Source organism: Klebsiella indica, assembly GCF_005860775.1.
Classification (GTDB): domain Bacteria; phylum Pseudomonadota; class Gammaproteobacteria; order Enterobacterales; family Enterobacteriaceae; genus Klebsiella; species Klebsiella indica.
The window spans coordinates 21511-46509 of record NZ_VCHQ01000035.1; the positions used below are offsets into that span (position 1 = coordinate 21511).

Below are 24999 nucleotides of genomic sequence, written 5' to 3' on the forward strand. Positions count from 1 at the left end.
ATTTCTCCATTAGCCGCCGAAGACGCGCTGCGGGTTAGCGATCATCAGCGTTTCCAGTTGTTCGTCGCTGACGCCGTGACGGCGCAGACGCGGAACAAAATGTTTGAGGATGTAGCCATAACCATGGCCGCCGTAGCGAGTCAGCATGGTTTTCAAAAAGACGTCCTGCGAGAGCAGAATTTGCTGAATAAAGCCGTCGTCGATCAGCTCGCGGATGGCGCGGGCGTTCTCCTCATCGGAGGGGGACTGTGCCGATTCGTCGGCGTAGTAGTAGCTCATCCCGATCATGTCATATTCGAGAAACGCGCCGCGTCGGGCGAGATCGCGCTGATAGGTCTTATCCGCAAAGCTGGGGTTCATATGACATAGCACGGTGTGGCGCAGGTCGGCGCCTTCCTCTTCAAGGATATCCAGCACCTTGTGCCCCAGCCGCTCCCATCCCGGAAGATGTACTTCAATCGGCACGCCGGTGGCGGCGTTGGCGCGTCCCGCCGCACGCAGCGATTTCTCTTCCAGCGGCGTAAAACGGCTGGAGACGCCAATTTCGCCAATCAGCCCGGCAATCACCGCGGGCTTCTCTTCTTTGCCGCCGACGTCGTAGATCAGTTTGTCGGCGAGCGTGGCGACGTCCAGCGCTTTTGACCACTCCGGATGCGATGGCTCAAGGTAGAGCCCGGTGCCCATCACGATATTGAGTCCGGTCAGGCGTGAAATGCGCTGCAATGCCCGTGGGTCGCGGCCAATCCCGAGGTTGGTAGGGTCGACCACGGTGTCGCCCCCCAGAGCACGAAATTTGAGCAGTTCGGCTATCGCTGTATCGACATCGAACAACTGGCAATTATCGCGGCTCATCAGCGGATTCATCGCCAGCTCGCCAAGATTTTCAATGCTCACCGGCGCTTCGGCAATATGCCGATCGCTACAGCAGCAGGGAGCGACCCATTTCCCGGCGGCATCAAGCAGAATATGCTCGTGCATCAGGGTAACCCCCATTTTCGCCAGCGGCATCGGGCCGAGAACGGTCATTACGTGGCCACTGTTCACGCCAACCGGCAATGGCTGTGGATGACGAAAAATGGATCCTTTCACGTTCATGGTTACTCCTTAGCCGGGCGGCGAACCGGATTGAGAATGCGGGTGTTCAGCCAGATCGCCAGCAGGATGATGGCGCCGGTGGCAATCTGGGTATAGAACGGGGAGATATGCGAGAGAATCAGCCCGTTCTGGATCACGGCGATGGAAAGCGCCCCCAACAGACTGCCAATAATGGTGCCGAATCCGCCGAACAGACTGGTACTGCCGAGTACGACCGCAGCAATCACTTGTAACTCAAAGCCTTCCCCCTGGTTGGAGGATCCACTACCAAGACGCGCGGTGATGATCATCCCCGCCAGCGCGGCGGCCATACCGCTGAGCATGTATACGCGTATCGTCACAGACTGGGTATTGATCCCGCCGCGTCGCGCGCCCTCCGCGTTGGCGCCAATTGCGGTAACGTAGCGGCCAAAACGCATATGATTCAACGTGATATGTGCGACAATCAGTACCGCGATGCCAATGAGCGCTGGCATAGGTACGCCGAACACCCAGGCCCGCCCCATCTGGATAAACGGGTTGTCTTCCGGCACCGGAATCGAATAACCCTGCGTGATCAGCAGCGCGATGCCACGCACGATCGCCAGCGTCGCCAGCGTGACGATAAACGCCGGGATCCCTTCACGGGCGATAAAGAATCCATTGATCGCGCCGATCAGCGCCCCCACCAGCAGACCGCCGATCAATACGACCGGCCACGGCACTCCCCATTGATTAAGGGCGATCGCCGACAGCGCGCCCACCAGCGCCAGGGTTGAACCAACGGAAAGGTCGATCCCCCCGGTGGTGATCACAAAGGTCATTGCGCTGGCGACGATCAACAGTGGCGCAGTCTGGCGGATGATATTCAGCCAGTTGCTGCCGGTGAGAAAGTTGCCGGTGATCAGCGAAAAGACCACGCAACAGAAGACAAAAAACAGCGCAATGCTGACCACCCCGGAGTGGCTGTGCATAATGCGCTTCGGTAGCGAGTGCTGCATGACGCGCGGGCTGGATAGATTAATCATACTCATCGATATCCCCTTAATGGGCGCGAGCGGAGTGAGCGGTAAATTTCTCTCCGACGATCAGGTTAACGATATCCGCCAGGCTGGTATCACGGACCTGCCGTTCGGCGACGCTGGTGCCTTCATACATCACCATAATGCGGTCACAGACGAGAAAGAGATCCTGTAGACGGTGGGTGATCAGAATGACGCTGACGCCGCGGGCGCTTACCCGCTTGATCAACGCCAGCACCGCCTCCACTTCGGCCACCGCCAGCGCGGCGGTGGGTTCATCCATGATCAGCACTTTAGGATTGAACGCGGCTGCGCGGGCAATGGCGATAGCCTGACGCTGACCGCCGGATAAATTACGCACCATCACTTTGGTATCGGGGATCGAGATCCCTAAACCTTTTAGCATGTTGCGCGCGTCGGCATGCATTTTGGCTTCGTCAAGAAAGGGGAGGCCGAGGATTTTTTTAATCGGTTCTCGGCCCATAAACAGATTACCGGCGACGTTGACGGTATCGCACAGCGACAGATCCTGATACACCATTTCGATCTGGCAGCGACGGGCGTCGGATGGCGTCAGAAATCGCTGCTCGACACCATCGATACGAATTGTACCGCTGGTGGGAACAACCGCGCCGGAGAGGATCTTGGTTAGCGTGGATTTACCGGCGCCGTTGTCTCCCACCAGTCCCAGCACTTCGCCGGGAGCGAGCTGAAGATTAACGCCGCGCAATGAGCGTATCGAACCGTATGTCTTGGTGATGTCCACCATTTCGACGCGGGCCGGTGCTGCCTGTTGATGCATGCCATTACTCCCAAAAATGTATAGATGGTCGATGACGTTGCGGTCGGGCGGCGTATCATCCGGCGGTTCACTTCTTGTAAACCGGTTTACTTCATGATGACACGACGCCCTTTGGTTTCTGCTGCTGTATTCGGTACTCGTTCGCCATGGTGATTAAAGCAGCAAACGTGCCAGTTGCAGGAAAGGTGGTGAGTAAGTCTGCTAACTGTATGAGTAAACAGCGATTATTAATGATGTGTTAAGTAAACCGGTTTACTTCGAGCGGAAGGTAAAAGCGGATGTGGCGATAAAATGTGCTAAGAGTGTGCAAAAGATGCTCTGATTTAGTGCATCAACGTGCGAATAGAGTCTCTGGCGATCCATTCGACGGGCAAACGGGTTTGATCCGCAACGCTTTCGCCGCGCAGCAGACGTAACATCAGATTGACGGCGGTGTGCCCCATTTGATGGGCCGGCTGGCGGATTGTCGAAATCCGTGGCTGGGTGAATTCGGCGTAGCTGGCGTCATCGAAACCCACGACCGATAACGCTTCCGGCGCCTGCAGATGCCGGGCGCGTAGACCGTCAAGTATCCCCAGCACCAGAAAGTCGCTGGCGGCGAAAATTGCGGTTGGCGGTTCATCATAAGAGAGCAGATGGTCGAGCGCACGGGCGCCATATTCACGCTCATATTGACCATACATCGCCCATTCTGGCGGGCAGTTAAGCCCCGCCAGCGCCAGCGCCTCGCAAAACCCCTGATAACGCTCGCGTACGCTCATTAACGCGTCCGGGCCACCGATAAAAGCGATACGGCGGTGTCCGGCGGCGATCAGTTGCTCGGTGGCTAACCGCCCGCCCTGTAGATTGTCGGCGAAGACTTTGGGGGCGCTGCTGCCGGGAATATCTTCATCCAGCAGCACGATGCGCTGGTGGCGCTGAATTTCACGGCGGAGCAGGCCATCATCGGGGCGGTTGGTGGTGAAGAGCAGACCATCGACCTGGCAGGTATCCAGCCAGCGGATAAACTGGCGCTCCTTTTCTGGATTGTTGCGAGTAATGCACAGCACCAGGCTATAACCCTGTGCGGACGCCGCTTCTTCCGCGGCATCCGCCAGTTCGGCGAAAAAGGGGTTGGTGATATCAGGCAGCACCAGCCCCAGGGTTTCACTACCGCCTTTGCTGAGGCGGCGTGCAAGGCTGTTGCCGCGATAATCCAGCTCACGAATCGCGGCCTCTATCCGTTCTGCGGTGTCTTGAGGTAGCGCCAGGCTGCGGTTGAGATAGCGCGAAACCGTGGCTTTGGAAACGCCTGCTCGCTGGGCGACATCGGAAAGAACGACTCGTTTTTTTATCATGGCGGCATTGCTGATAGTGTCGGAACCTTATAAGTAACATAGAGTGTGGTTAAGTTATACTTTTCTGTTGAACCGTTGTTCAGGTTGTCATGATCGATAAGAGACGCTCGCTGACTCAGAAAATATAGTTTTTTCTTATGTCTTCCTGAAATAACACTTTTGCCACTTGACAAGTCGGCACAAAACGCGAATTTTAATAACCGTTCCCGACGTTGCTTCTGCTTTTATGTTTTCCCTGAGATAAATGGATGGCAGGGAAAGCCTGCTGCTCGATCATTACCATAACGCTATTCTGGCGTCTGTATTTCGTTATTCGTCCCGCCTGAACATTCCCCGTTTTCCGGGGTTAACCATCCTTTATCTTTTGTCGAGGGCGTTATCTATGTTACTCAACACCAGCAAAAAAATGGCATTAATGGTCGCATTCAGTCTGTCTGCCCTGTTTTGGGGAAGAGCGTTTGCCTCCGCACCAACCTATGCGTTAGTACAAATTAACCAGCAGGCGTTGTTCTTTAATGAAATGAATAAAGGCGCACAGGAAGAAGCCAAAAAAAGCGGTAAGGATTTAGTTATCTTTAATGCTAATAATAATCCGGTGGCGCAGAATGATGCGATTGAAAACTATATTCAGCAAGGTGTAAAAGGCATTATGGTTGATGCCATTGATGTTAATGGTATCATGCCTGCGATAAAAGAGGCGGCGGCGAAACATATTCCGGTCATTGCTATTGATGCCGTACTTCCTTCCGGGCCGCAGGCTTCACAGGTCGGCGTGGATAACGTCGAAGGCGGTAAAATCATTGGTCACTACTTCGTGGATTACGTCACTAAAAATAGCGGTGGGAAAGCGCGAATCGGTATTGTTGGCGCGCTAAACTCGGCTATCCAGAATGCGCGCCAGAAGGGGTTTGAAGACACGCTAAAAGGCCATGATGGCATCTCTGTCGCCAGCGTTGTCGACGGGCGCAACGTTCAGGATGACGCGATGACTGCCGCGGAAAACCTGATCACCGGTAACCCGGATCTCACCACCATTTATGCCACTGGCGAACCGGCTTTGCTGGGCGCAATCGCGGCGGTGGAAAACCAGGGTAAACAAAAAGAGATCAAAATATTCGGTTGGGACCTCACCGCTCGCGCCATTACCGGTATTGATGGCGGTTATGTCACGGCGGTATTGCAACAGGATCCGCGCAAAATGGGGGAGGAAGCGGTGAAAGCGCTGAATGCGATTGCCAGCGGTAAGACCGTTGAAAAAAGCATTTACGTACCGGCGACGGTAGTCACGAAAGCGAACGTCGACAGCTACCGTCCGCTTTTTAAATAATCCGCGGGCCTCACGCGTTGTTTTGCAACAGTGAGGCCAGTATGTTGGCATCGGGAAAGGCTTGCAGGGTGCCGCTACGGCTGATGGTTAATGCCGCTGCACGGCTGGCGTGACGCAGGGCCAGTTCATCAGGGCGCGTTTCCCTGCGCAGGGCGGAGGCCAGCATCACCGCCAGGAACGTATCGCCTGCGCCGGTGGTATCGACGACCGTTGTCGGTTCGGCGGCGACGTCGATAATCCCCTGATGGTGATAGAGTCGGGCGCCCAGCGCGCCGCGGGTTTCCACAATCAGCGTGGTGGCGGGGTCAGGATGTAGCAGTCGGGCTTCGTGTTCGTTAAGTACGGCGATATCGACCAGCGGCCAGAGAGCGGCAAACGCCGGGTGTACCGGAGAAGGGTTAAAGACCGTGACCATCTGTTTACGGCGGGCAAGCGCGAAGAGCGAGCCGGTTTTTGCGGCAGAAAAATTTCCCTGTTGCAGCAAGATATCGCCGGGGCACGCATCGGCTAACAGCGGTTCGATTATATCGAGCGTGAGGGCTTCCGCGGCGGCAGTGGTGGTCATAATGGCATTATCATCATCTTCGGTGGTGAAAATAATTGAGGTGTCGCTATGCGTTGATATTGCGTACTGGGGATAAAATAATAATGACTCCTGGCTAAGGGTATTATGTATCCATTGGCCATAATAATCATTGCCGCTACCAGCGATTAATGTCACTGGTAGTCCGCAGCGGGATAAAACAATGGCCTGATTAGCACCCTTTCCGCCAATATCCTGGGCTGTTTTTTCGCCGTGCAAAGATTCTCCTTTTTGTGGTAACGAGGCACAGCGCCAGATTTCATCAACAGTGATATTACCGACAACATAAATATGCATAACCGATTCCTTTAAATATGAGGTTGATTTATGAGTGCTATATCAGCAGGAAAAAGTAGCGCAATTCAAGATGTTTTTTCACGAAGTAAAGCGGTTATTGGTGTTATTCATTGTGCACCTTTTCCTGGTGCGCCAAAATATCATGGGGAAACGGTGGGTTATATTATTGAACGTGCCTTGAAGGATGCGGAAAATTATCTTGAAGGCGGCGTTCACGGTTTAATTGTCGAAAATCATGGCGATATTCCTTTCTCAAAGCCGGAGGATATCGGCCCGGAAACCGCAGCGTTAATGGCGGTAATCACCGACAATATTCGTCGTCGTTTCCCGGTTCCGCTGGGAATTAACGTGCTGGCGAATGCGGCCATTCCCGCGCTGGCGACAGCGCTGGCGGGCGGGGCTGATTTTGTGCGCGTTAACCAATGGGCCAATGCTTATATCGCCAATGAAGGTTTTATCGAAGGCGCTGCGGCAAAGGCGTTGCGTTACCGTAACCAGCTGCAGGCCAATCACATCCGCGTCTTTGCCGATAGTCATGTTAAACATGGCAGCCACGCTATCGTTGCCGATCGTTCGATTCCTGAACTGACCCGCGATGTTGAGTTTTTTGAGGCCGATGCGGTGATTGCCACCGGGCAACGTACCGGCGATAGCGCCACGTTGTCGGAAATTGATGAGATCCGCAGTGCTACCTCGCTCCCTTTACTGGTCGGTTCCGGCGTTACGCCGGATAACGTGGTGGAGATCCTTAGCCGTACTCAGGGGGTTATCGTCGCCAGCACCCTGAAAGAGGAGGGGGTGTGGTGGAACCCGGTTGAACGGGCGCGCGTGAAGCACTTTATGGCCGTGGCTCAGGCGGCGCTGGAGGAGGAGTAATGGAAACGTTCAGCGACCGTTTATTGCGAGAACATCAGGCGCTGTGGCAGGCGATGCAGCGGCATCCATTTGTGGAAGCGATAGTGGAAAATCGGCTGGCCGAAGAGGATTTCCATCGTTATCTGGTCTATGAAGGTGACTTTGTGGCGACGGCGGTAAAAATCGTGGCGCTTGGTGTGAGCCATGCGCCATCTCTCTCCCGGCAACGCTGGCTGATCGGCGGCCTGAATGCGTTGGTGGACACTCAGCTTGGTTGGTTTGACGCGGTGCTGGCACGACGTGGCGTGCAGAAGGAAAAATACCAGCCGATCCCGCCGGGGATCGCGCGTTTTCATCATGGCATGCTGCTGGCTGCGCAGCGCGGCGGCTATGCCGACATCATTACTCTGATGTTCGGTGCCGAGTGGATGTACTATCACTGGTGCGCCCGCGCCGCCGCCTGCCCGCAGGCGGACAGCGACCTGAGCGCCTGGCTGGAGATGCATGTTGACGACGCCTTTTATGGTCAGGCCTGCTGGCTGAAAGAGGAGCTCGATTGCTGCGCTCAGGGGCTGGATGACGCGCAAAAGCAGCATCTGTCGGCCCTGTACGCCGATGTTCTGCGCTGGGAAATTGATTTTCACTCCGCCATGCTGGCGACCTAAATAAATAAGCGGGCGCGCCGTTGCGCCCGCCGGTTCAACGTATTCGCCGTTCAGCAAGCCGCAAGATGCCCGCCGCCAAAATCGATAAAGCGCTGTTGTTCCCCCCGCCAGCCGAGGGGTTTGATGGGATCGGGACGTTCCGGCGCTGGACTGGCGATACGTGCTTCCCGTTTGCGCTGGACGTCAGGCATGGGAACGGCGCTGAGCAGGTGCCGGGTATAAGGATGCTGTGGATGGTGCAGCACCCTATCGCGCGGGCCGATCTCAACGATCTGGCCGCCAAACATCACCGCCACGCGATGGCAGATGCGTTCCACTACCGCCATGTCATGGGAAATAAACAGATAGCTGAGCTGGTAGCGCTGGCGCAAATCCTCCAGCAGCGTCAGCACCTGCGCCTGTACTGACACATCCAGCGCTGAGACCGATTCATCGGCGATAATCACTTTGGGGTTTAGTGCCAGGGCGCGCGCGATACAGATACGCTGGCGCTGGCCGCCGGAAAACTGGTGCGGATACCGCCGCATCGCGTCTGTCGGCAGGCCGACCTGCTGCAACAATTGCGCCACCCGCTCTGCGCGCCGTGCTGTTGGCGTCTGCTCATGAATCAATAGCGGTTCGCCTACCAGATCGAAAATGGTTTTGCGAGGGTTGAGTGCTGCCCAGGGATCCTGGAACACCATCTGCAAATCACGCCGTATGGCTCTTAACGCCTCACCCTGAAGGCCGTGTAGCTCCTGCCCGTTAAGCTGTGCGCTGCCGCTAAACGGCACCATATTCATCAACGCCTTTGCCGTTGTGGATTTCCCGCAACCGCTTTCACCGACGAGGCCCAGCGTTTCGCCGGGGAAAAGATCGAAGCTGACGCCTGCCACGGCATGGACTTCGCGGCGTACGCGCAGGCCGTCGCCGCGCACTGGGAAGCGTACACTGAGGTCGCGGATACTGAGCAGAGGCTGGATTTGTTTAACCGGCGCCAGCGCGGGGACCTGGCCCAGCACCGGTACCGCCTGCAACAGTTGGCGGGTATAGGGCGTCTTTGGTGAGGTAAACAGCGTCTTTACCGGGGCTTGCTCCATGATGTTGCCGTGATTCATGACCAGCACATCATCGGCCATTTCGGCCACAACGCCCATATCGTGAGTGATCAGTAGCAGGCTGGTAGAAAATGTCTGCTGCAGCTCGCGCATCAGGTCGAGGATTTGTGCCTGGATAGTGACATCAAGGGCTGTTGTCGGCTCATCGGCAATAAGTACCTGAGGCTGGCACAGCATCGCCATGGCGCTGACCCAACCGCGTCGTTCACGGCGGTCCAGCGTTAGGTATGGCGAGTGCCACCGCGGACATCAACAGGATGTCGGGAGCGCGCAGGTTCATTTAGCGGGCGCTGACAATGACATGATTTACATTGTACCTTTAACCGTTGTGTCCGCTATTTTTATCCCTTCTTTACTGAAAGGCCGTTGCGTTGGAGCGGCAGGTATCTCTTGCTTAACGATATCAATCGGAATATTCGCCAGTTCAGGAGACGGTAATAACAGGGTAAATGAGTCAACTATAGTCATATACGGGAATACGCTTCTGGGAATTCACGGCGTCGCCGCCTTCCTGCAACTTGAATTATTTAGGGTATATAATTACTTTAAAATGTCGTTAGACTATCAGCGTAAGTGTATCATACCCCCAGAATCACAGTTTCAGGTGGCATATGAGCGAGCATACATCTCGTACCGCTATTCTTGTGGATGACCCCTGGCGCGCATGGCTATTCGTAGTGTACTGGAAAAACAGAACATTGTCATCATCAAAGAGTATGAAGATGGGGCAGCGGCTCTGCAGGCATTAACGAAAACGGCAGTGGATATAGTCGTTGTGGATGTCGAAATTCCAGGTATAAATGGCGTTGAGCTGGTGGAGAAACTCAGAGCGCAGCGTTTTACCGGTGTATTAATCGTTGTGTCAGCAAAAAACGATCGTTATTACAGTAAACGCTGTGCGCAGGCGGGCGCGAATGCGTTTATTAGTAAAAGACAAGATATGGAAAATATTCTTGCCGCGATTAATGCAGCGCAAAATGGTTATAGCTATTTTCCTTTTTTCCTCGAAGAGTCGTCTGCTGCGTTAACGGACAGCCAACGTCTGGAGTCACTTTCAACGCAGGAGATGAAGGTGATGAGCTATGTGCTAAGCGGCCTTGATAATTCTCAGATTGGCGAGGCGATGTATATTAGCGGTAAAACGGTGAGTACCTATAAAACGCGGTTAATGGAGAAGTTAGGCTGTAAATCGTTAGTCGAACTCCTCTCTTTTGCCCATCAAAATAAGCTGACCTGACGATGAATCCGTGGCTTGTGATACTCCTTATCATCTTTGTCGCAAGCGCACGTGCTGTTTATGCGCAAGGTGAGCCTCCGGTTGAACTGGAGCTCTCAGGTTATAGCTACATCACGCCGGTACCCGTCTATTTGAGCGAGGATGACAGGCGTTGGTTGCAGCAGAAACGGGCGTTACGGGTTGGGGTTTATCAACCGGGGCAGACTCCTCTGGTGCAAACAATGCTCACCGGGCGCTACCGTGGAATGAATGCTGATTATCTGACGCTAATCCATTATTCGCTGAATATCCGAATCGTCGTTCTGGCCTATCAAAATCGCACCGATGCGATGCGCGAGCTAAGAGCGGGTGAGATCGATACGGTGTTGACCGGCCTTGACAGTCGCATATTCGCTGAAGAGGGTATTGAGAGCTCAGCCTCACTGGTGCATTCCTGGCCCGGAATGGTGACATCCCTGACGAATGTGATGGCCCCCTTACAAAGTCCGCAAAGTACTCGCGTTGCGGTTGTTGACGGCTATCCCGATGCTGATTTCATTCATCAGGCGTTCCCCAACGCTGAGATAGCGAATTATACCCGCTATCAGGAGGCGCTGAGTTCCGTTGTCAACGGGCAAAATGCGTGGTTTATGGGGGATTCACTGACGACCAGCACCTGGCTTTCTCAGGAGTTCAGTCTGGCGTTGAGTACGGTTAAATATTGGTCTGCGCCGCAGAAAACGAGCCACTTTTTATTTTTATCGGCGCAGAGACGCTTGCTGAGTATTATCAACAGCACCATCAGCGCCATAGATGAAAATCAGCACGGACAAATTGCTCAGTCGATGATCGATAAAGGCAATCTCTCTTTTCTGCTCGAACCGTTAAATCTGACCCCGCGTGAAAAGCAGTGGTTAAAAAATCACAAAACGCTACGCGTGATTATTAATCCATGGTTTGCTCCTTACACCATGACCGACAGTAATCAGGAAATACGGGGAGTTGTGGGCGATCTTCTGAATCTGATTAGCCTGCAAACCGGTCTGCAGTTTGAAACCGTTGTCGTCAAATCGAATGAAGACATGATTTCAGCGATGAAAAAGAACAACTGGCATATTGTGCAGGCTGCCGCCTATGATTTGAGCCGTGAAAACGATCTTTCCTTTACTCACCCTTTTATTACCACCCAGTTTGTTACCGTTGTCAGAAAGGAGGACGCTCAGGCGATAACGCTTCAGGCTGGATCGCGCGTGGCCATCAGCGCCGCGAGTACTTTACTGATGAAACTGAAAGCCCAATATCCGGGTATCCGCTGGCAAGAAGTGGAAAATTCCAGTGTGGCGCTCAACCTTGTCGCCACGGGGGAAGTGGATGCTGCGATTTCGAATCAACTGACTGCCCGCTATTTTAGCGAACATTATTATCCCGACCAGCTTACGTGGCTTCCTCTGGTGGACGCCGATCCAGCGGTAATTAGTTTTGGCGTTCCCCGCTCTGAGCCGGAATTGAGACAGATCCTTGATAAAGCCCTTGACGATATACCACAGAAAGAAGTTTTACAGATTGTCAGCAAATGGATACGTCTGCCGGATGTCAGAATAGATACCTGGGAGTTATATAACCGCCCCTTCTATCTGGTAGCGGCGCTGGCTGCGCTGTTGGTGATAAGCACCTTACTGTGGGTGATTTATCTGGCAAGGGAAGTGAGTATAAGAAAGAACTCACAACGTTTACTGGAGATGGAAAAGAACAAAGCGCAAAAGGCGAATGAAGAGAAGCGGGAATTTCTCTCCCATATGAGTCACGAGATCCGCACTCCAGTAAGCGCCATCGTGGGATTTCTGGAGCTCCTGCAGCTTTCTACGGTAAACCTCAGCCCTGAAGATAAAGCCTCGGTTGATCATGCAGCTATGGCTTCACGCTCATTGTTAAAACTCATTGGCGAGATCCTCGATCTGGAAAAGATCGAATCAGGTTTGCAGGAGGTGGTGCAGAAATGGGTGAATTCGGATGCCCTGATAAGAGAGAAAGTCCTGCTTTTTACGGCGCTTGCTGCGCAGAAAGGGATAGAATTGCACTATGACTCGCATCTGGATCCAAAAGAAGCAATGCAGTTTGATCCACAGTTGTTGGGACAAGTGCTGACTAATCTTATTGGCAACGCGGTAAAATTTACCCGGCATGGCCGCGTTGAGGTATCTGCGAGAAAACATAATCATCTTCTGACGATTTTCGTCACTGATACAGGACCCGGTATTAGCAGTGAAGAGCAGCAGTCGTTATTCATGCCATTCAGCCAGGGGAAAGTGGGTGTGCGTCATCGAGGTTCTGGGCTGGGGCTGGCGATTGCCCGCGCATTGATGAAGCAGATGGGCGGAACCATCGAGCTGCAAAGCGAACTGAATCGGGGAACTCGCGTGATGCTGAATTTACCGGTACAAACTTCTTATGAGGCTACCCCCGACCCTGCGGAAATCGTTTCCTCACCTTCGGTTATTGGGCGATCGCTGCGGGTATTAATCGTCGACGACCATCCCTCCAGCCGTCTGTTGCTAAAACGCCAGCTTGCCACGCTGGGAATTGTTGCGGATGAAGCCGGGAATGGCGAAGAGGCATTGCGCTATCTTCAGCAGGATCGTTATGATTTATTGATTACTGATCTTAACATGCCGGTGATGGATGGCATTGCGCTTACCCGGCAGGTGAGATGTTTTGATAGCGATCTTCCGGTCTGGGGGCTGACTGCCACGGCGCAGCAACATGAACGCGAACGCTGTCTTGCGGCGGGAATGACGGATTGTCTTTTTAAACCGGTTACCCTCGCGCAAATCTCTCATTTGTTAGCCGGAGTGAGTCAGACGAACCGGGCGAGGTTTGATGAGAAGCGGCTCGCCTTGCTGGCGCAAGGTAATCGGGCGCTGATGCTCACCGCACTGCATGATGCACAGCGGGAAAATCGACGGGATTTGGCTGCCGCCCGGGCGACCGCACGGGATGGGGATTACCTGTCAGTGAAGCATCATATTCATCGTCTCAACGGCACAGCCCAACTACTGGGAGTGAGTGAATTGATAAATATCGCTCAGTCGCTGGAAGAGCGGTTGCCCGAGGCTATTTCTGCGGCAGAACTCCTCGATGTTTTTGACCGAATCGAAAGTTCGCTCAATGAGTTGGATCACGACATAGAAAAATTCCATCCATAGCCCCTCTTCCTACATCTGTAGGCGCCCCCTGACAGAATAATAAGCCGCCGCTGATGTTACTCTACTGTTAGCCAGGTAAAATTAACCCTGTTCCGACGCAATATATTCGGTTAACTGTTAATAGAATATTATCTAAGAAAAATCTAAATTCATGGTTATTGCAAGTTCTGACTATCAAATATCAATAGATCATTAAGTTGTGCCTATGTGTTGTGATAGTTTTAAATTCTATATTTTAATTTATTAATGGTGATTTACTTTGGTTTTTCATCATTATTGTGGATCAATGGTCTGTTGATGATAAAAAGATAGTAGAAACGATCGTTTTTAACAGTGTGACTGAAATCCATTACTTTTATGCTGTCATAAAAATTTATTTTCTGTAAATTTTACATCGAAACACGAGAGGGATTACTGACGTTAAATAACAAAGGGGATTACGCCGAAAAGGTAAGTTTTATGGATTTGTCAGACGCCATTTTTTCTGATGATTACTTTTTTATCGTCGGCATCAGTGCGTTGTTAACGCCGGAGTTGATTGATGAAAATTACTATATTATAGATATTGATACGACAAACCTGTCAGAAGTGCGAAAACGAATATTTCCTGGCAGGAAAATTATTGTGTTTATCACCAACGATCTTGACTACTATGCATTAAAGCATATGGCGGATTTTGTTTTTATTGATAAAAAATGTCGATTGAATGAGATTCCCTCTTGTTTGCTGGTCAAGAATTCACAATATAATTACAGAGTTAAATATTCACTTTCTCGTCGGGAGAAAGAAGTCCTTTCTTGTATGCAACAAGGACTGGATGCCAAAGAAATTGGCAGGCAATTAGGGATGACGATGAAGACATTTTATACTCATCGGCGCAGCCTGATTTTTAAACTACGGCAAAGCAATCGCGTTTCGCTGTATCAGAATATTGCGCGCAGCGAACTTTATAAGCAGAACACTTGCGAATATAGCTGAATGTTATGCCGTATTAAACAATTTTTTATGGAGGTACAAGACACAAGAATTTTTTTAGCATGTCTCTTTTTTTACAATTTAATTAACTATCTGGAATTTATATATGAAAAAGATTGCACTGATTTCTGCTCTTATGTCTCTGTCCGTATTTCAGGCGGCAAATGCTGCTGATGGAGTGATTAACTTTACCGGGAATATTACCGGTACAGCATGCGTGGTTGATACTTCTGCTATTGCTCAACCTGTTGATCTCGGCACTATTTCGACCGCGACATTTGCCGGTGGTAATGGCGCGACGGCGGCGGCAAAACGTTTTAACATTGTACTGAAATCCTGCCCGGAGAGCGTTTCCAGCGCCAGCGTTCGCTTTGATGGCACAACGAATACCGCGAATCCGTCTATTCTGGCGCTAAGCAGTGGGCAAAGCGCATCCAACGTCGGTGTGGCTATTTATGAGCAGGATAGTACCACGCTCATTCCAGTCGGTTCTTCCTCAGCAAGCGTGACTCTGCAGGAAGATGTTAATAACACGCTGACTTACTTCGCTAAATATATGGCAACGGGCACCGTTGGCGCAGGAACGGCAAATTCTTCTACGTCATTTACCGTGACTTACCAGTAAAAGCAGGGCCCCTTGTGGCCCTGACTCTCTCAGGATCTCTTCATGTTTCAGAAAGTATTAAAAAAAGTCGTGGTGAGTCTGTTACTTGTCTCAGCAACGGCGATCAGTGGCGTGGAAATAGGCGGTACCCGACTTGTTTATAACGGTAGTGGCCATCAGGCGGCTATCAGTGTGAGTAACCCGGATAATACACCGTATTTAATTCAGTCATGGGTCAGTAACAGTGAAAACAGTGACGATGGTGATAGTATTTTTATTACCACGCCGCCGTTATTTAAATTAAACCCACATGCACAGAATTCGGTTCGCGTAATGTTAACTGACAACACCGTACCTCAGGACAGGGAAAGTGTATATTGGCTGAATATTAAATCAATACCATCATCATCGGCGGATGCGAAAAACGCATTGCTGATTGCAGTAAAAAGTAAAATGAAGATTTTTTATCGCCCGGCGGGATTAAAAGGCGACCCTTCATTAGCTTATCAGCAATTAACTTTTTCAACGGCTGGTGGAAAGCTGAATGTGCATAATCCGTCACCTTATAGCGTGTCGCTCTATGATGTGAAAGTTAATGGCAAAGAATTAGAAAAACCTCCAATGGTTTTACCATTTCAAACAGTATCGCTATCTCAGGCATCGGTAACTGGTGGTGAAGTATCGTGGCGTGCGATCAATGATTTTGGAGGTATTACGGCTGAACATAAATTTAAAATTTAGGTTAATCATTCATGCTCCATGTCAATGCTGTGTCAGGTTATGTGAAATTAACTCAGTTATCTGTGCTTATTTATTTATGCATGCACGCTCCTGTGCTACTGGCTGAGGATTATTTTGCCCCGGATTTTATTGAAACCCGTGGAAATGTTCCACGTGATATCGATATCTCCCGTTTTAGCAAAGCCGACGGGCAGATTCCCGGTGTTTATCATGTCGATGTTTATCTCAACGGGAGCTATGTCGACTCACGCGATATCACTTTCATCGGTAATGAAAGTGATTTGGTGCCGGTTCTGACACGTGCAGATTTTACCCAATGGGGAGTGAAACCGAATGCGCAGCCTGGCTGGATGGATGTGCAGGAGTCGGCATCGGTCGAAAATATCAGCGCTCTCCTGCCCGGCAGCCAGCTTCATTTCCAGTTTAATGGCATGCGGCTTGAGCTCTCCATGCCGCAGGAGTATCTGCGACGGGATCCTCAGGGATCTGTATCGCCAGTGCAGTGGGATGATGGGCTGAATATGCTGTTTTTGAATTACAACTTTTCTGCTGCTAATAACCATAGCAACGGCAACTCACGGAACGACAGCTATTTAAATCTGCGCAGTGGTTTCAATGTGGGATCCTGGCGGCTACGTAATTATTCAACCTATAACAACAGCGATGGAGTGAGTCGCTGGAACACTATCGGTACGTCCCTTGAGCGGGATATCAAAAGGCTGAAAAGCCAATTTAGCGTAGGCGACGGTTATACCCAGGCCGGCGTATTCGACAGCGTTAATTTTCGTGGCGCCCAGCTTTATTCCGATGATTCGATGTTGCCGGAAAGCGTGCGTGGGTTTGCCCCGGTGGTACGCGGTATCGCACAGAGCAATGCTCAGGTCACCATACGTCAGGGCGGGAATATTATCTGGCAGTCTTATGTTCCTCCGGGACCTTTCGTGATTGACGATCTTTATCCTACCGCTGCCAGCGGCGATCTCGACGTCTCAGTACGCGAAGCGGATGGTTCGGTGCATCAGTTTATCCAACCGTTTTCTGCGGTACCGGTGATGCAACGGGAAGGTCAGTTCAAATATGCGCTGGCGGCGGGGAAATATCGGGCGGCAAATGACCAGGATAAGGAACCGACATTTCTGCAGACCACGCTGAGCTATGGTTTGCCGTGGGATACGACGGTTTATGGCGGGACGCTGCTTTCCGGAAATTACCGGGCTGGCGCATTGGGTATGGGTAAGGGGTTTGGCGATTTTGGCTCACTCTCTTTTGACACCACGTTTGCCCGTTCGCAATTACCCGAGAAGACACAGGAAGGGGTTTCGCTACGCGCGCAGTATGCTAAAGATTTTGCGACAACGGGGACGTCCCTGAGTCTGACGGGGTATCGCTATTCCTCATCGGGCTTTCGCGATTTTCAGGAAGCAAACGGCGATGTAAATCCGTTTCGCATCGCGGACGATGAAACTCGTCTTGATGACAACTGGCGCTATCAGCGTAATAAACGCAGTAAGGCGCAAATCACGCTGAATCAACGGCTCGGCGACTGGGGCAACATAAATCTCTCAGCCTGGCAGCAGGATTACTGGGGCGGTGATAGCGAGCGTAGTGTTAACCTGGGATACAACACCAGCGTTAACAACATCAATTATGGCCTGAACTACAGCTACTCGAAAGGCCCATGGCGTCATGACAACGATCATATTGTCGCCTTTACCGTGCAGATCCCACTCTCACGTTTTCTGCCGGACAGCTGGATGACCCTCTCTGCTAACAGCAATAAGAAAGGGGATACCGTTTCACAGATGGGATTATCCGGTGCAGCGCTGGAAGACAAAAACCTGAGCTGGAACGTGCAGCAGGGCTATAACAGCAAAGGTTCCGATACGATGGGGAGCGCCTCGGTTAATTATAAAGGTCGCCATGGTGAGTATCAGCTTGGCTATAGCTACTCTCGTGATAACAGTCAGTTTTCCGTTGGGGCAATGGGCGGGCTGGTGGTTCACCCGTATGGTATTACCGCGACTCAGCCTCTCGGTGAGACCCTGGCACTGGTAAAAGCGGATAACGCCGCCGGGGTGAAGGTGGCAAATAACAGCGGTATCTACACCGACAATAAAGGTTTTGCCGTGGTGCCATACGTCACGCCGTATCGGCAGAACAATCTATCGCTGGATACCGCGACATTGAATAAAAATACCGATGTGCTCAATGACACTCGTACGGTAGTCCCAACTAAAGGCGCTTTGGTCCTGGCTGATTACCCCACCGTAACGGGTTACAGAATCATGTTGCAACTGACCGGGAAAGCGATCCCTTTCGGGGCAACGGCCGAAATTAAAAACCGCGACAACGTGACGGATGGAATTGTTGATGAGCGTATGCGGGTCTGGCTAAACGGCGCGCCGGAAAAGGGCACCGTAGAGGTTCGCTGGGGAGGCGAGAGCTGTCATGCAACATATCAGATAACGCAGATTTCAGACAAAACGCACAACGTTACTGCGCAATGCCATTGAGCAGGAGAGAAAGAAACATGAAACATATTTTAGTCACCCTGATTTTTGCTGTACTGGGGATGTTTTCCCATGCAGTCCGGGCCTGGGATTGCACAACATTAACGTCGTCAACCACCGTATCGCCGCAAAGTATTACAATATCGCGAGATTTGCCTGTTGGCGCAGTTATTGGCACGCAGCTCGTGACCCCGACAATTAATGCGTTTAGTTGCTACGATTCTGCGGAGGGCGTTATCTCTAATCAGGTTTTAGGTGTGAAGGCGAACGGTACCTTCGATTCGATGGTGAACGGTTTGCGCGTTTATAAAACCAACATCGACGGTATTGGCTATGCGATATCGGGTTCAACGACAAAATGTGCGGGCGGTAGCGCGGCGGTCACCGGCAGTAATACGCTCCGGGGAGATGTTAATACCGCCAGACTCTGTGAGAACACCACCGGAATGGTGAGCTCCACCTTGAATGGCACTGTCACGGTGACGTTTTATAAAACTGCAACAGAAACTGGCTCCGGAACGATAACCGCCAAAACGGTAGGTGCGCTGGTCCTGTTGAATAACTCATTGCTTTGGCAATCCCCGGATGCCGCCGTCAATATCAATGCGTTTACGGTTACCACACCAGCCTGTAAGCTGACGACGGCATCAATACCTGTTGATATGCGTGAGGTGGATAAAAATGAATTTAATGGCAAAGGATCCACGCCCGGGGATGCATACACTCAGTCGTTTAATCTGCCGATGACCTGCAATGCCGGAACGAAGGTTAGCGTGAAGATGGAAGGGAATATTTTTGATGCGACTAAAGGGGTGATTAATACCACCGGAGGAACAGACGCTGCCACTGGGGTTGGGATCCAATTGCTTTATAACAATCAGCCGATGGCGTTGGGTTCCGATGTCGTCGTTGGCGCGTCCTCTGCTGGTGGATCATTCAGCGTGCCGCTCAAAGCGCGCTATTATCAGACCGGCGATCGCGTGACTACCGGTAGCGCGAACGGTGTGCTGTCATTCACGATGACGTATCAATAGTGATATTGTCAGCGCCCAATGGTATTTTATTCAGCCGTTTGTCGCGGTGGAATATCTGAGAACGCTGAATTCAGGTGACGCGTGTTGCCAGATTTCCCCGCCGATGGCGGCGGGGCCGATTTATCAGAACACGTTAAACTTATATTCGATAATCACTTCCGAAGAGAGCGAGTTAGCGCGACGGTAATCACCATCGGTAAGCACCGGGGTTTTGCCACTCATCTTATACGACCAGCCCGGTCCAAACATCGCCCAGACGGTGAGATTTTTCAGCCTTGGGTGCGATGGCACCCAGCGGCTGAAAGCGTTGATTTCCCCCGTGCGAACATGATTGCCGCGGTAGTTGAACTGGGCAATATTGCCTGCCAGGCCGATAGCCAGTTCTGGTGTCAGGTTGTAGTCCGACATATTCGAGAGCACCAGTTCGCCATCGCGCATATAGTCATTACCGGCATAGGCCATGGAGGTAAAAGTTCCCCGCGAGTTTTTGCTCATATGACGCGGATAGAAGCCCACCGCGTTGGCCTTGTTGGCATCGGTATAGCCCAGACCCCATTTGGTACTCCATCTATCGTCCTGCCATTTAACATCCATGGCGATATGCCAGGCATCGTCGTCAAAATCACGCTTGTTTGCCGGCATGGCTTTGTACGCATCCAACGCGTGAGTAGCGTACACCTGGGTACCAATGTTCAGCGCTTTTATCGGCTTGAGATTGGCAAACAGAATATGGCGGCGCAGATAGTCATCGCTTTCGCCATAGCTGTATTGCATGTTCAGCCGTTCGCTTTTCCACTGAATATCGCCGCTGGCGATATGGTTAATATAGCCCCCACTGTTGGTCTGGAAGCGCTTCTTATCCGGTGAGTTACGATCCATTGCGCTTTCAATGTAAGCGCCGCGCAGGGTGAATGGGCCGTAGTTCACGGCGCCGGTCCAGCCAAAGTAGGTGGTCGGAGAGAGCCGGGTTGAATTGGATATTACGCCAAAATTTTTCATCGTTTGCCAGCCCCAGCGGCCATTCAGCCCGACGCCTTCCAGTTGGTATCGCAGCTTAACGTTGCGTTGACCGAATTTTGAAAAGCCTTCAGCATTACTTTTTTTATTACCGCTGCCGTTGTTGTAGAGCACGCCGCGGGAGTTAAAGTAATCGCTGGCACCAAGCTTTACCGCGCTATACCAGGTCGCATCAAAGCCAATAATATCGGCAAAATAGCCGGACTGATAATCAATGGCGACCCCCTGACCCCAGGCATTGTGGACTCTTTTCGGCCCGCTTTCTTCTTCCTTCAGATATTTCCAGTAGTTTTTAAAAGATACGTTCATATGTGACTGGCTAAATAATGGATCCTCGAGCACGGTGTCGACCATATCGCATTCTTTAACGTTGCTTTGTTGGGGGGCGGACCAGACACTGGCGGGAATTACCAGCATCATAATGGCGATTGTAATAGTATTGAATTTCATAATAAACCCCAGAGTCGGGAAGTAGTTATTCAGGCGAGGTCATTTCGCCTGAAGCCTGCCGTAATGAATAATTAAATGCGAATATTATTGTTTGTCGAGAGCACGTTTCCCGGCTTCAACATACTTCATCGTGCCGATTTCAGGAATGATATATTTACCGTCGTTATAAATTATTTTTACCACGGCAGCATTGGCGAGCGGTTTATTTTTTGCGTTATCGTCCGTTAAATCTGAAATCATAATTTGCATTGCGGTACCGGATGAAATCGCCAGCACATTTTTTTCCCCACGCGCCTGCGCATTCTCAACGATAGTGCGCAGGGCTGCCTGGGTGCGGGTTTTTACCTGCTGATAATTTTCCGCCATTCCTTTTGGATCGGCAGCAGCCAGCGCATTTTGGTTGGTATCGACGGATAGTTTTCCTGCTTTCATTTGGCTGAAAAGCGCCGCGCCATCTTTAAGACCTAACTGCCTGGCACCTGCCGCAGCCATCTCTTTGTTATAGCCACCTTCGAAACCGCCGAAGAACGCTTCACGCAAACCGCTTAGCTCAGTGAGTTGGTAATTACTTACTCCGGCTTGTTTGAGGATAACATGCATGGTTTCACGCTGACGTCCGGCATCGCTGGAATAAAAACTATCAAATGGAATGCCTTTTAACCCCTCGCCAAGATAGCGGGCAACGCGAATGCCGTCTTCGGTGAGCGGTGAATCGGCCCAGCCTTGAACGCGGTCAAACGTATTCAGCAGTGTTTTTCCATGGCGAGCGAAATAGATATTCACGCCATCGTCATGTTTAACTTCAGTCGCAGAGCAGGTTGCTGCGCCTGCCGCCATCATTAATACGACTATCCATTTCTTCATATTATTCTCCATCTGAATGGTCTTTTTATATGCAAAAAAAAACCTACGTCAGATACCCGATGTGGAACATAAATAACATTATGTTCGCCGGTGCTATCCGATGTAGGTTTCGCCTGCTCTTAACAGTAACAATCCAACACCGGAGACGTTATCACTAAAGATGAGAAAAGGCATCTTCTGCGTATTATGAATATCAATAAATGTGATCATCTTCATGACGGTAATTCTGATGGTAGGGTTTTATTCTGAATTTAATTTTCGGACTAATAGGTGATTTTTGAATTGGGATTATTATCAGGGATTGAGTTTTGTCACAAAATTCAGTGATTGCGACTGGACTCTTCCACGCTCTGACGTTATTTTCCTCTCTCTATCTGGGATTGTTACTGACCGCAGGCAAAACCTAAGATTCTTGTACGTCAATTTGGCTGACGACAGGCGTCTTAGGTTTTTTTTTGTCGAAGAAATAGCTCTGCTACCCAATAAGGAGTGAAGATGAGAACGAAAATCCTGACCGCCGCCATTTTGGCGCTATCTTCCGCCAGCGTACAGGCTGCTGAAAAACCGCTGAAAATACTGCTGGTTAATGATGATGGTTGCCAGTCTGTGGGCACGACCTCGTTGCAGGAAAAACTGGCCGCCAAAGGGTATGACGTCTGGATGGTGGCGCCGACAACCAACCAGAGCGGTATTGGTTCGGCAATTACCTTTAAGACGGGTAAAATTTTTGACGTTAAAAAAGTTGCTGACAAGCGCTACTGCTTTCCGGGAACGCCCGCGGATGCGCTGGATTTTGGCCTGTGGGGCGTTCTGAAAGATACGCCGCCGGATCTGGTTATTTCGGGTGTCAACGATGGCCCCAATACCGGTATGGCGCAGGTTAACTCCGGTACCGTGAGTGCCGCGGCCCGTGCTTTACGCTATGGTTTCCCGGCGATAGCGGCCAGCATTGGTTATCGCTTCACGGAAGAAGAGATGAAAAACAAGTGGCCGAGCACGCATAAATATTGGCCCGATTCAGTGGATTATGTTGTCTCATTGGTGGATAAACTGAATGCCGCTCATAAACCGGGTAACCCAATTTTGCCGCAGGGATCGGGACTGAGCATTAACTATCCGCCGCTGCCGTCGGCTGAAATTAAAGGCATTCATTATGTTGGGAATGAACAATTTCCTGCGCCGCAGATTGGTTATGAACTACTCCCTGATGGCACGGCAAAACAGACGATGAATCCGGAAGCGATAAAACCAGCGGAAGGAGATAATGATTCAGGCTGGTTGAACAAAGGATATGTTACTTACACTCTGTTTGATGGTTCATGGAATGCGCCGCAATACCAGGCGCAATATGAGACTCTGCTCGGAAAATGACGATATAGCGATATGCAATATAAAGAAGACGCGTCAATCCGCGTCTTCTCCATAAACTGATGATGAATATTATTCGTTGAAGAACCAGTATCCCTGATTAATTAAACGAGTCAATTCGGTAATAAAGGCCGGGTTGCGTAGCGCCGTCTCACCCAATTCATGTTTACTCAGGAGCGTATAGCGGCAAAGCGCGTCCAGGGCCTGAGGGTCCGTAGGCTCCAGTTGTTCACTATTCACAAAGAAACAATCGCCGATATGTAGTACGCGCAGGCCGCTCAGGCGAGTCAGCATTTCGCCGCCCAGTAGCGCATCGACAATTTCTTCTTCTTCATAGGGCGGTTCAGCAGGTGCAATATCCAGTTCGTGACGTGAAGTGGTGGCGAAGCTGCCAAACCACTGCGTGAAATCTTGCGGCTGGCTAATCATTTCGATCATCATGCCGCGCAGACGTTCGAGTTCATACTCTTCCACCCTGCCCGGATGTTGGCGGCAGGTTAAATCCGGATCGCTGTAGTGCTCGCTGCCGAGATCATTCTCCAGCACGTAATCAGCAAAACTGCTGATTAAATCGCGACCATTTGGTCCCCGGAAGCCGACAGAGTAGTTCAGCGCCGTTTCGTGGGTAATCCCGTCATGTGGGAATCCCGGTGGGATGTACAGAATATCGCCGGCGCACAGATCCTCATCAATAATCGGCGGGAACGGCTCGACATGTAACAGCGCTGGATGTGGGCAGAACTGACGCATCGGCAGTTTATCGCCCACTCGCCAGCGACGGCTGCCCATACCCTGAATAATAAAGACGTCATACTGGTCGATATGCGGGCCGACTCCGCCTCCAGGCACCGAAAAGGAGATCATTAGATCGTCCAGACGCCAGTCTGGCAACACGCGGAAGGGGCGCACCAGTTCTGCTGCGGGCATATGCCAGTGGTTTACGGCCTGTGCCAGTAATGACCAGCCGGTTTCGCCGAGATCATCAAAATGTTCAAATGGACCGTTGCTGGCCTGCCATTGGCCGTGCTTCAGGCTTACCAGCCGACTGTCGACTTCTGGCTCCATAGCTAACCCTGCCAGCTCATCTGGCGTAATCGGATCGACGAAGTTCGGGAAAGCGTTCTTTAATACTACCGGCTGCTTTTGCCAGTATTTTTCTAAAAACTCGGGCCAGTTAATGTTGAGTTGATAAGCCATAGGTTTACACCAGATAAGAAGAAACGGCCCTGATTATAGAAACATGCAACCACACGCCGCTTTGTCATGGGTCAAGGCTGTTGCTTAAGTCGTCAACCGGGCGTAAAGATGCAGAAAAAAGAAGAGTCGACGAGGACAATGCTAATTTTCACAAAGTGTTATTTTTGACGGAAAGTCGCGACAGGCCATGCAATATCTGGCTTTGTTCTGTTTCGTGTACATAGACAGTTGTGGCTAAAAGATTAAATTATGAGCGGTTGATAAGTTTTTTGTATTTTAAGGGTTGCTATATCCCGGGAGCTCCCTATAATGCGCCTCCACTGACACGGAGCAACGGCACGTAAGCCGCCGGGTCAGCAGGGAAGACTCTGAAAAACAGGGTTGACTCTGCAAGAGGAAAGCGTATTATACGCCACCTCGCGACAGGCGCTGAAGCGCGTCGCAACTGCTCTTTAACAATTTATCAGACAATCTGTGTGGGCACTCAAAGTGACATGGATTCTTAATGTCTTCGGACAATAAATGAATACCAAGTCTCTGAGTGAACACGTAATTCATTACGAAGTTTAATTCACGAGCATCAAACTTAAATTGAAGAGTTTGATCATGGCTCAGATTGAACGCTGGCGGCAGGCCTAACACATGCAAGTCGAACGGTAGCACAGAGAGCTTGCTCTCGGGTGACGAGTGGCGGACGGGTGAGTAATGTCTGGGAAACTGCCCGATGGAGGGGGATAACTACTGGAAACGGTAGCTAATAC

19 protein-coding genes, 1 rRNA gene and 1 pseudogene are annotated in these 24999 nt (G+C 51.1%); 12 read left to right on the forward strand and 9 right to left on the reverse strand.

From position 1 onward, the window contains the following. Positions 1-9 precede the first annotated feature (9 nt). From FE839_RS22445 to FE839_RS22460, 4 genes are all read right to left on the reverse strand, one after another. Positions 10-1089: a phosphotriesterase family protein gene (locus tag FE839_RS22445; protein ID WP_138362993.1), complete on the reverse strand. Its 1080-nt coding sequence runs from the start codon at positions 1087-1089 to the stop codon at positions 10-12. Between the two features lie 8 nt (positions 1090-1097). Next, a complete protein-coding gene (locus FE839_RS22450) occupies positions 1098-2099 on the reverse strand; it encodes an ABC transporter permease (RefSeq protein WP_171034946.1) in 1002 nt (333 codons plus the stop codon). A 19-nt stretch (positions 2100-2118) separates the two neighbouring features. After that, positions 2119-2865 (reverse strand): ATP-binding cassette domain-containing protein, encoded by a 747-nt coding sequence (locus FE839_RS22455; RefSeq protein ID WP_138362994.1) that lies wholly within the window; start codon positions 2863-2865, stop codon positions 2119-2121. Positions 2866-3221: 356 nt separating this feature from the next. Further along, positions 3222-4235, reverse strand: a complete 1014-nt coding sequence (locus tag FE839_RS22460) for a LacI family DNA-binding transcriptional regulator (protein ID WP_138362976.1) — start codon at positions 4233-4235, stop codon at positions 3222-3224. A gap of 382 nt (positions 4236-4617) precedes the next feature. Between FE839_RS22460 and FE839_RS22465 the strand changes: the two genes are divergently transcribed. Next, positions 4618-5562, forward strand: coding sequence for an ABC transporter substrate-binding protein (locus tag FE839_RS22465; protein WP_138362977.1), 945 nt, complete (start codon positions 4618-4620; stop codon positions 5560-5562). A 10-nt stretch (positions 5563-5572) separates the two neighbouring features. Here FE839_RS22465 and FE839_RS22470 read toward each other — a convergent pair whose 3' ends face one another. Continuing rightward, complete coding sequence (locus tag FE839_RS22470) at positions 5573-6442, reverse strand: PfkB family carbohydrate kinase (RefSeq protein ID WP_138362978.1); 870 nt, start codon at positions 6440-6442, stop codon at positions 5573-5575. Positions 6443-6472: 30 nt separating this feature from the next. Between FE839_RS22470 and FE839_RS22475 the strand changes: the two genes are divergently transcribed. Next, complete coding sequence (locus FE839_RS22475; RefSeq protein ID WP_138362979.1) at positions 6473-7318, forward strand: BtpA family protein; 846 nt, start codon at positions 6473-6475, stop codon at positions 7316-7318. Then, positions 7318-7962, forward strand: a complete 645-nt coding sequence (locus tag FE839_RS22480) for a TenA family protein (RefSeq protein ID WP_138362980.1) — start codon at positions 7318-7320, stop codon at positions 7960-7962. The genes FE839_RS22475 and FE839_RS22480 overlap by 1 nt, the downstream gene beginning before the upstream one ends. 50 nt (positions 7963-8012) lie before the next feature. Here the strand turns inward: FE839_RS22480 and FE839_RS22485 are convergent. Continuing rightward, positions 8013-9245, reverse strand: a pseudogene (locus FE839_RS22485) (dipeptide ABC transporter ATP-binding protein); the annotation flags it as partial. Positions 9246-9723: 478 nt separating this feature from the next. Here FE839_RS22485 and evgA point away from each other — a divergent pair. From evgA to FE839_RS22520, 7 genes are all read left to right on the forward strand, one after another. Beyond that, positions 9724-10296, forward strand: coding sequence for an acid-sensing system DNA-binding response regulator EvgA (gene evgA / locus FE839_RS22490; protein ID WP_138362981.1), 573 nt, complete (start codon positions 9724-9726; stop codon positions 10294-10296). A 2-nt stretch (positions 10297-10298) separates the two neighbouring features. Then, the gene (locus FE839_RS22495; protein WP_138362982.1) at positions 10299-13478 is read left to right on the forward strand and encodes a response regulator; all 3180 of its coding nucleotides are present in this window, start codon (positions 10299-10301) and stop codon (positions 13476-13478) included. Between the two features lie 459 nt (positions 13479-13937). Further along, positions 13938-14456 (forward strand): helix-turn-helix transcriptional regulator, encoded by a 519-nt coding sequence (locus FE839_RS22500; protein ID WP_138362983.1) that lies wholly within the window; start codon positions 13938-13940, stop codon positions 14454-14456. A gap of 103 nt (positions 14457-14559) precedes the next feature. Next, entirely contained in the window at positions 14560-15078 is a 519-nt protein-coding gene (locus FE839_RS22505) for a fimbrial protein (protein ID WP_138362984.1), read from the forward strand. A gap of 42 nt (positions 15079-15120) precedes the next feature. Further along, entirely contained in the window at positions 15121-15798 is a 678-nt protein-coding gene (locus FE839_RS22510; protein WP_138362985.1) for a fimbrial biogenesis chaperone, read from the forward strand. 11 nt (positions 15799-15809) lie between these two features. After that, a complete protein-coding gene (locus tag FE839_RS22515) occupies positions 15810-18311 on the forward strand; it encodes a fimbria/pilus outer membrane usher protein (protein ID WP_138362986.1) in 2502 nt (833 codons plus the stop codon). A 17-nt stretch (positions 18312-18328) separates the two neighbouring features. Continuing rightward, positions 18329-19342 carry a fimbrial protein gene (locus FE839_RS22520; RefSeq protein WP_138362987.1) on the forward strand — a complete coding sequence of 338 codons (1014 nt, stop codon included), beginning with the start codon at positions 18329-18331 and terminating at the stop codon, positions 19340-19342. A gap of 123 nt (positions 19343-19465) precedes the next feature. Here FE839_RS22520 and FE839_RS22525 read toward each other — a convergent pair whose 3' ends face one another. Further along, entirely contained in the window at positions 19466-20809 is a 1344-nt protein-coding gene (locus tag FE839_RS22525) for an OprD family outer membrane porin (RefSeq protein WP_138362988.1), read from the reverse strand. An 84-nt stretch (positions 20810-20893) separates the two neighbouring features. After that, a complete protein-coding gene (locus FE839_RS22530) occupies positions 20894-21673 on the reverse strand; it encodes a histidine phosphatase family protein (protein ID WP_138362989.1) in 780 nt (259 codons plus the stop codon). Between the two features lie 495 nt (positions 21674-22168). Between FE839_RS22530 and surE the strand changes: the two genes are divergently transcribed. Further along, complete coding sequence (gene surE / locus FE839_RS22535) at positions 22169-23044, forward strand: 5'/3'-nucleotidase SurE (RefSeq protein WP_138362990.1); 876 nt, start codon at positions 22169-22171, stop codon at positions 23042-23044. Between the two features lie 69 nt (positions 23045-23113). Here the strand turns inward: surE and FE839_RS22540 are convergent, their stop codons facing one another. Then, on the reverse strand, positions 23114-24238 hold the full coding sequence (locus tag FE839_RS22540; protein WP_138362991.1) for a ribosomal protein uL16 3-hydroxylase: 1125 nt from the start codon (positions 24236-24238) through the stop codon (positions 23114-23116). Positions 24239-24826: 588 nt separating this feature from the next. On the opposite strand from FE839_RS22540, the gene FE839_RS22545 reads away from it, so the two are divergent. Further along, positions 24827-24999, forward strand: a 16S ribosomal RNA gene (locus FE839_RS22545); the annotation flags it as partial.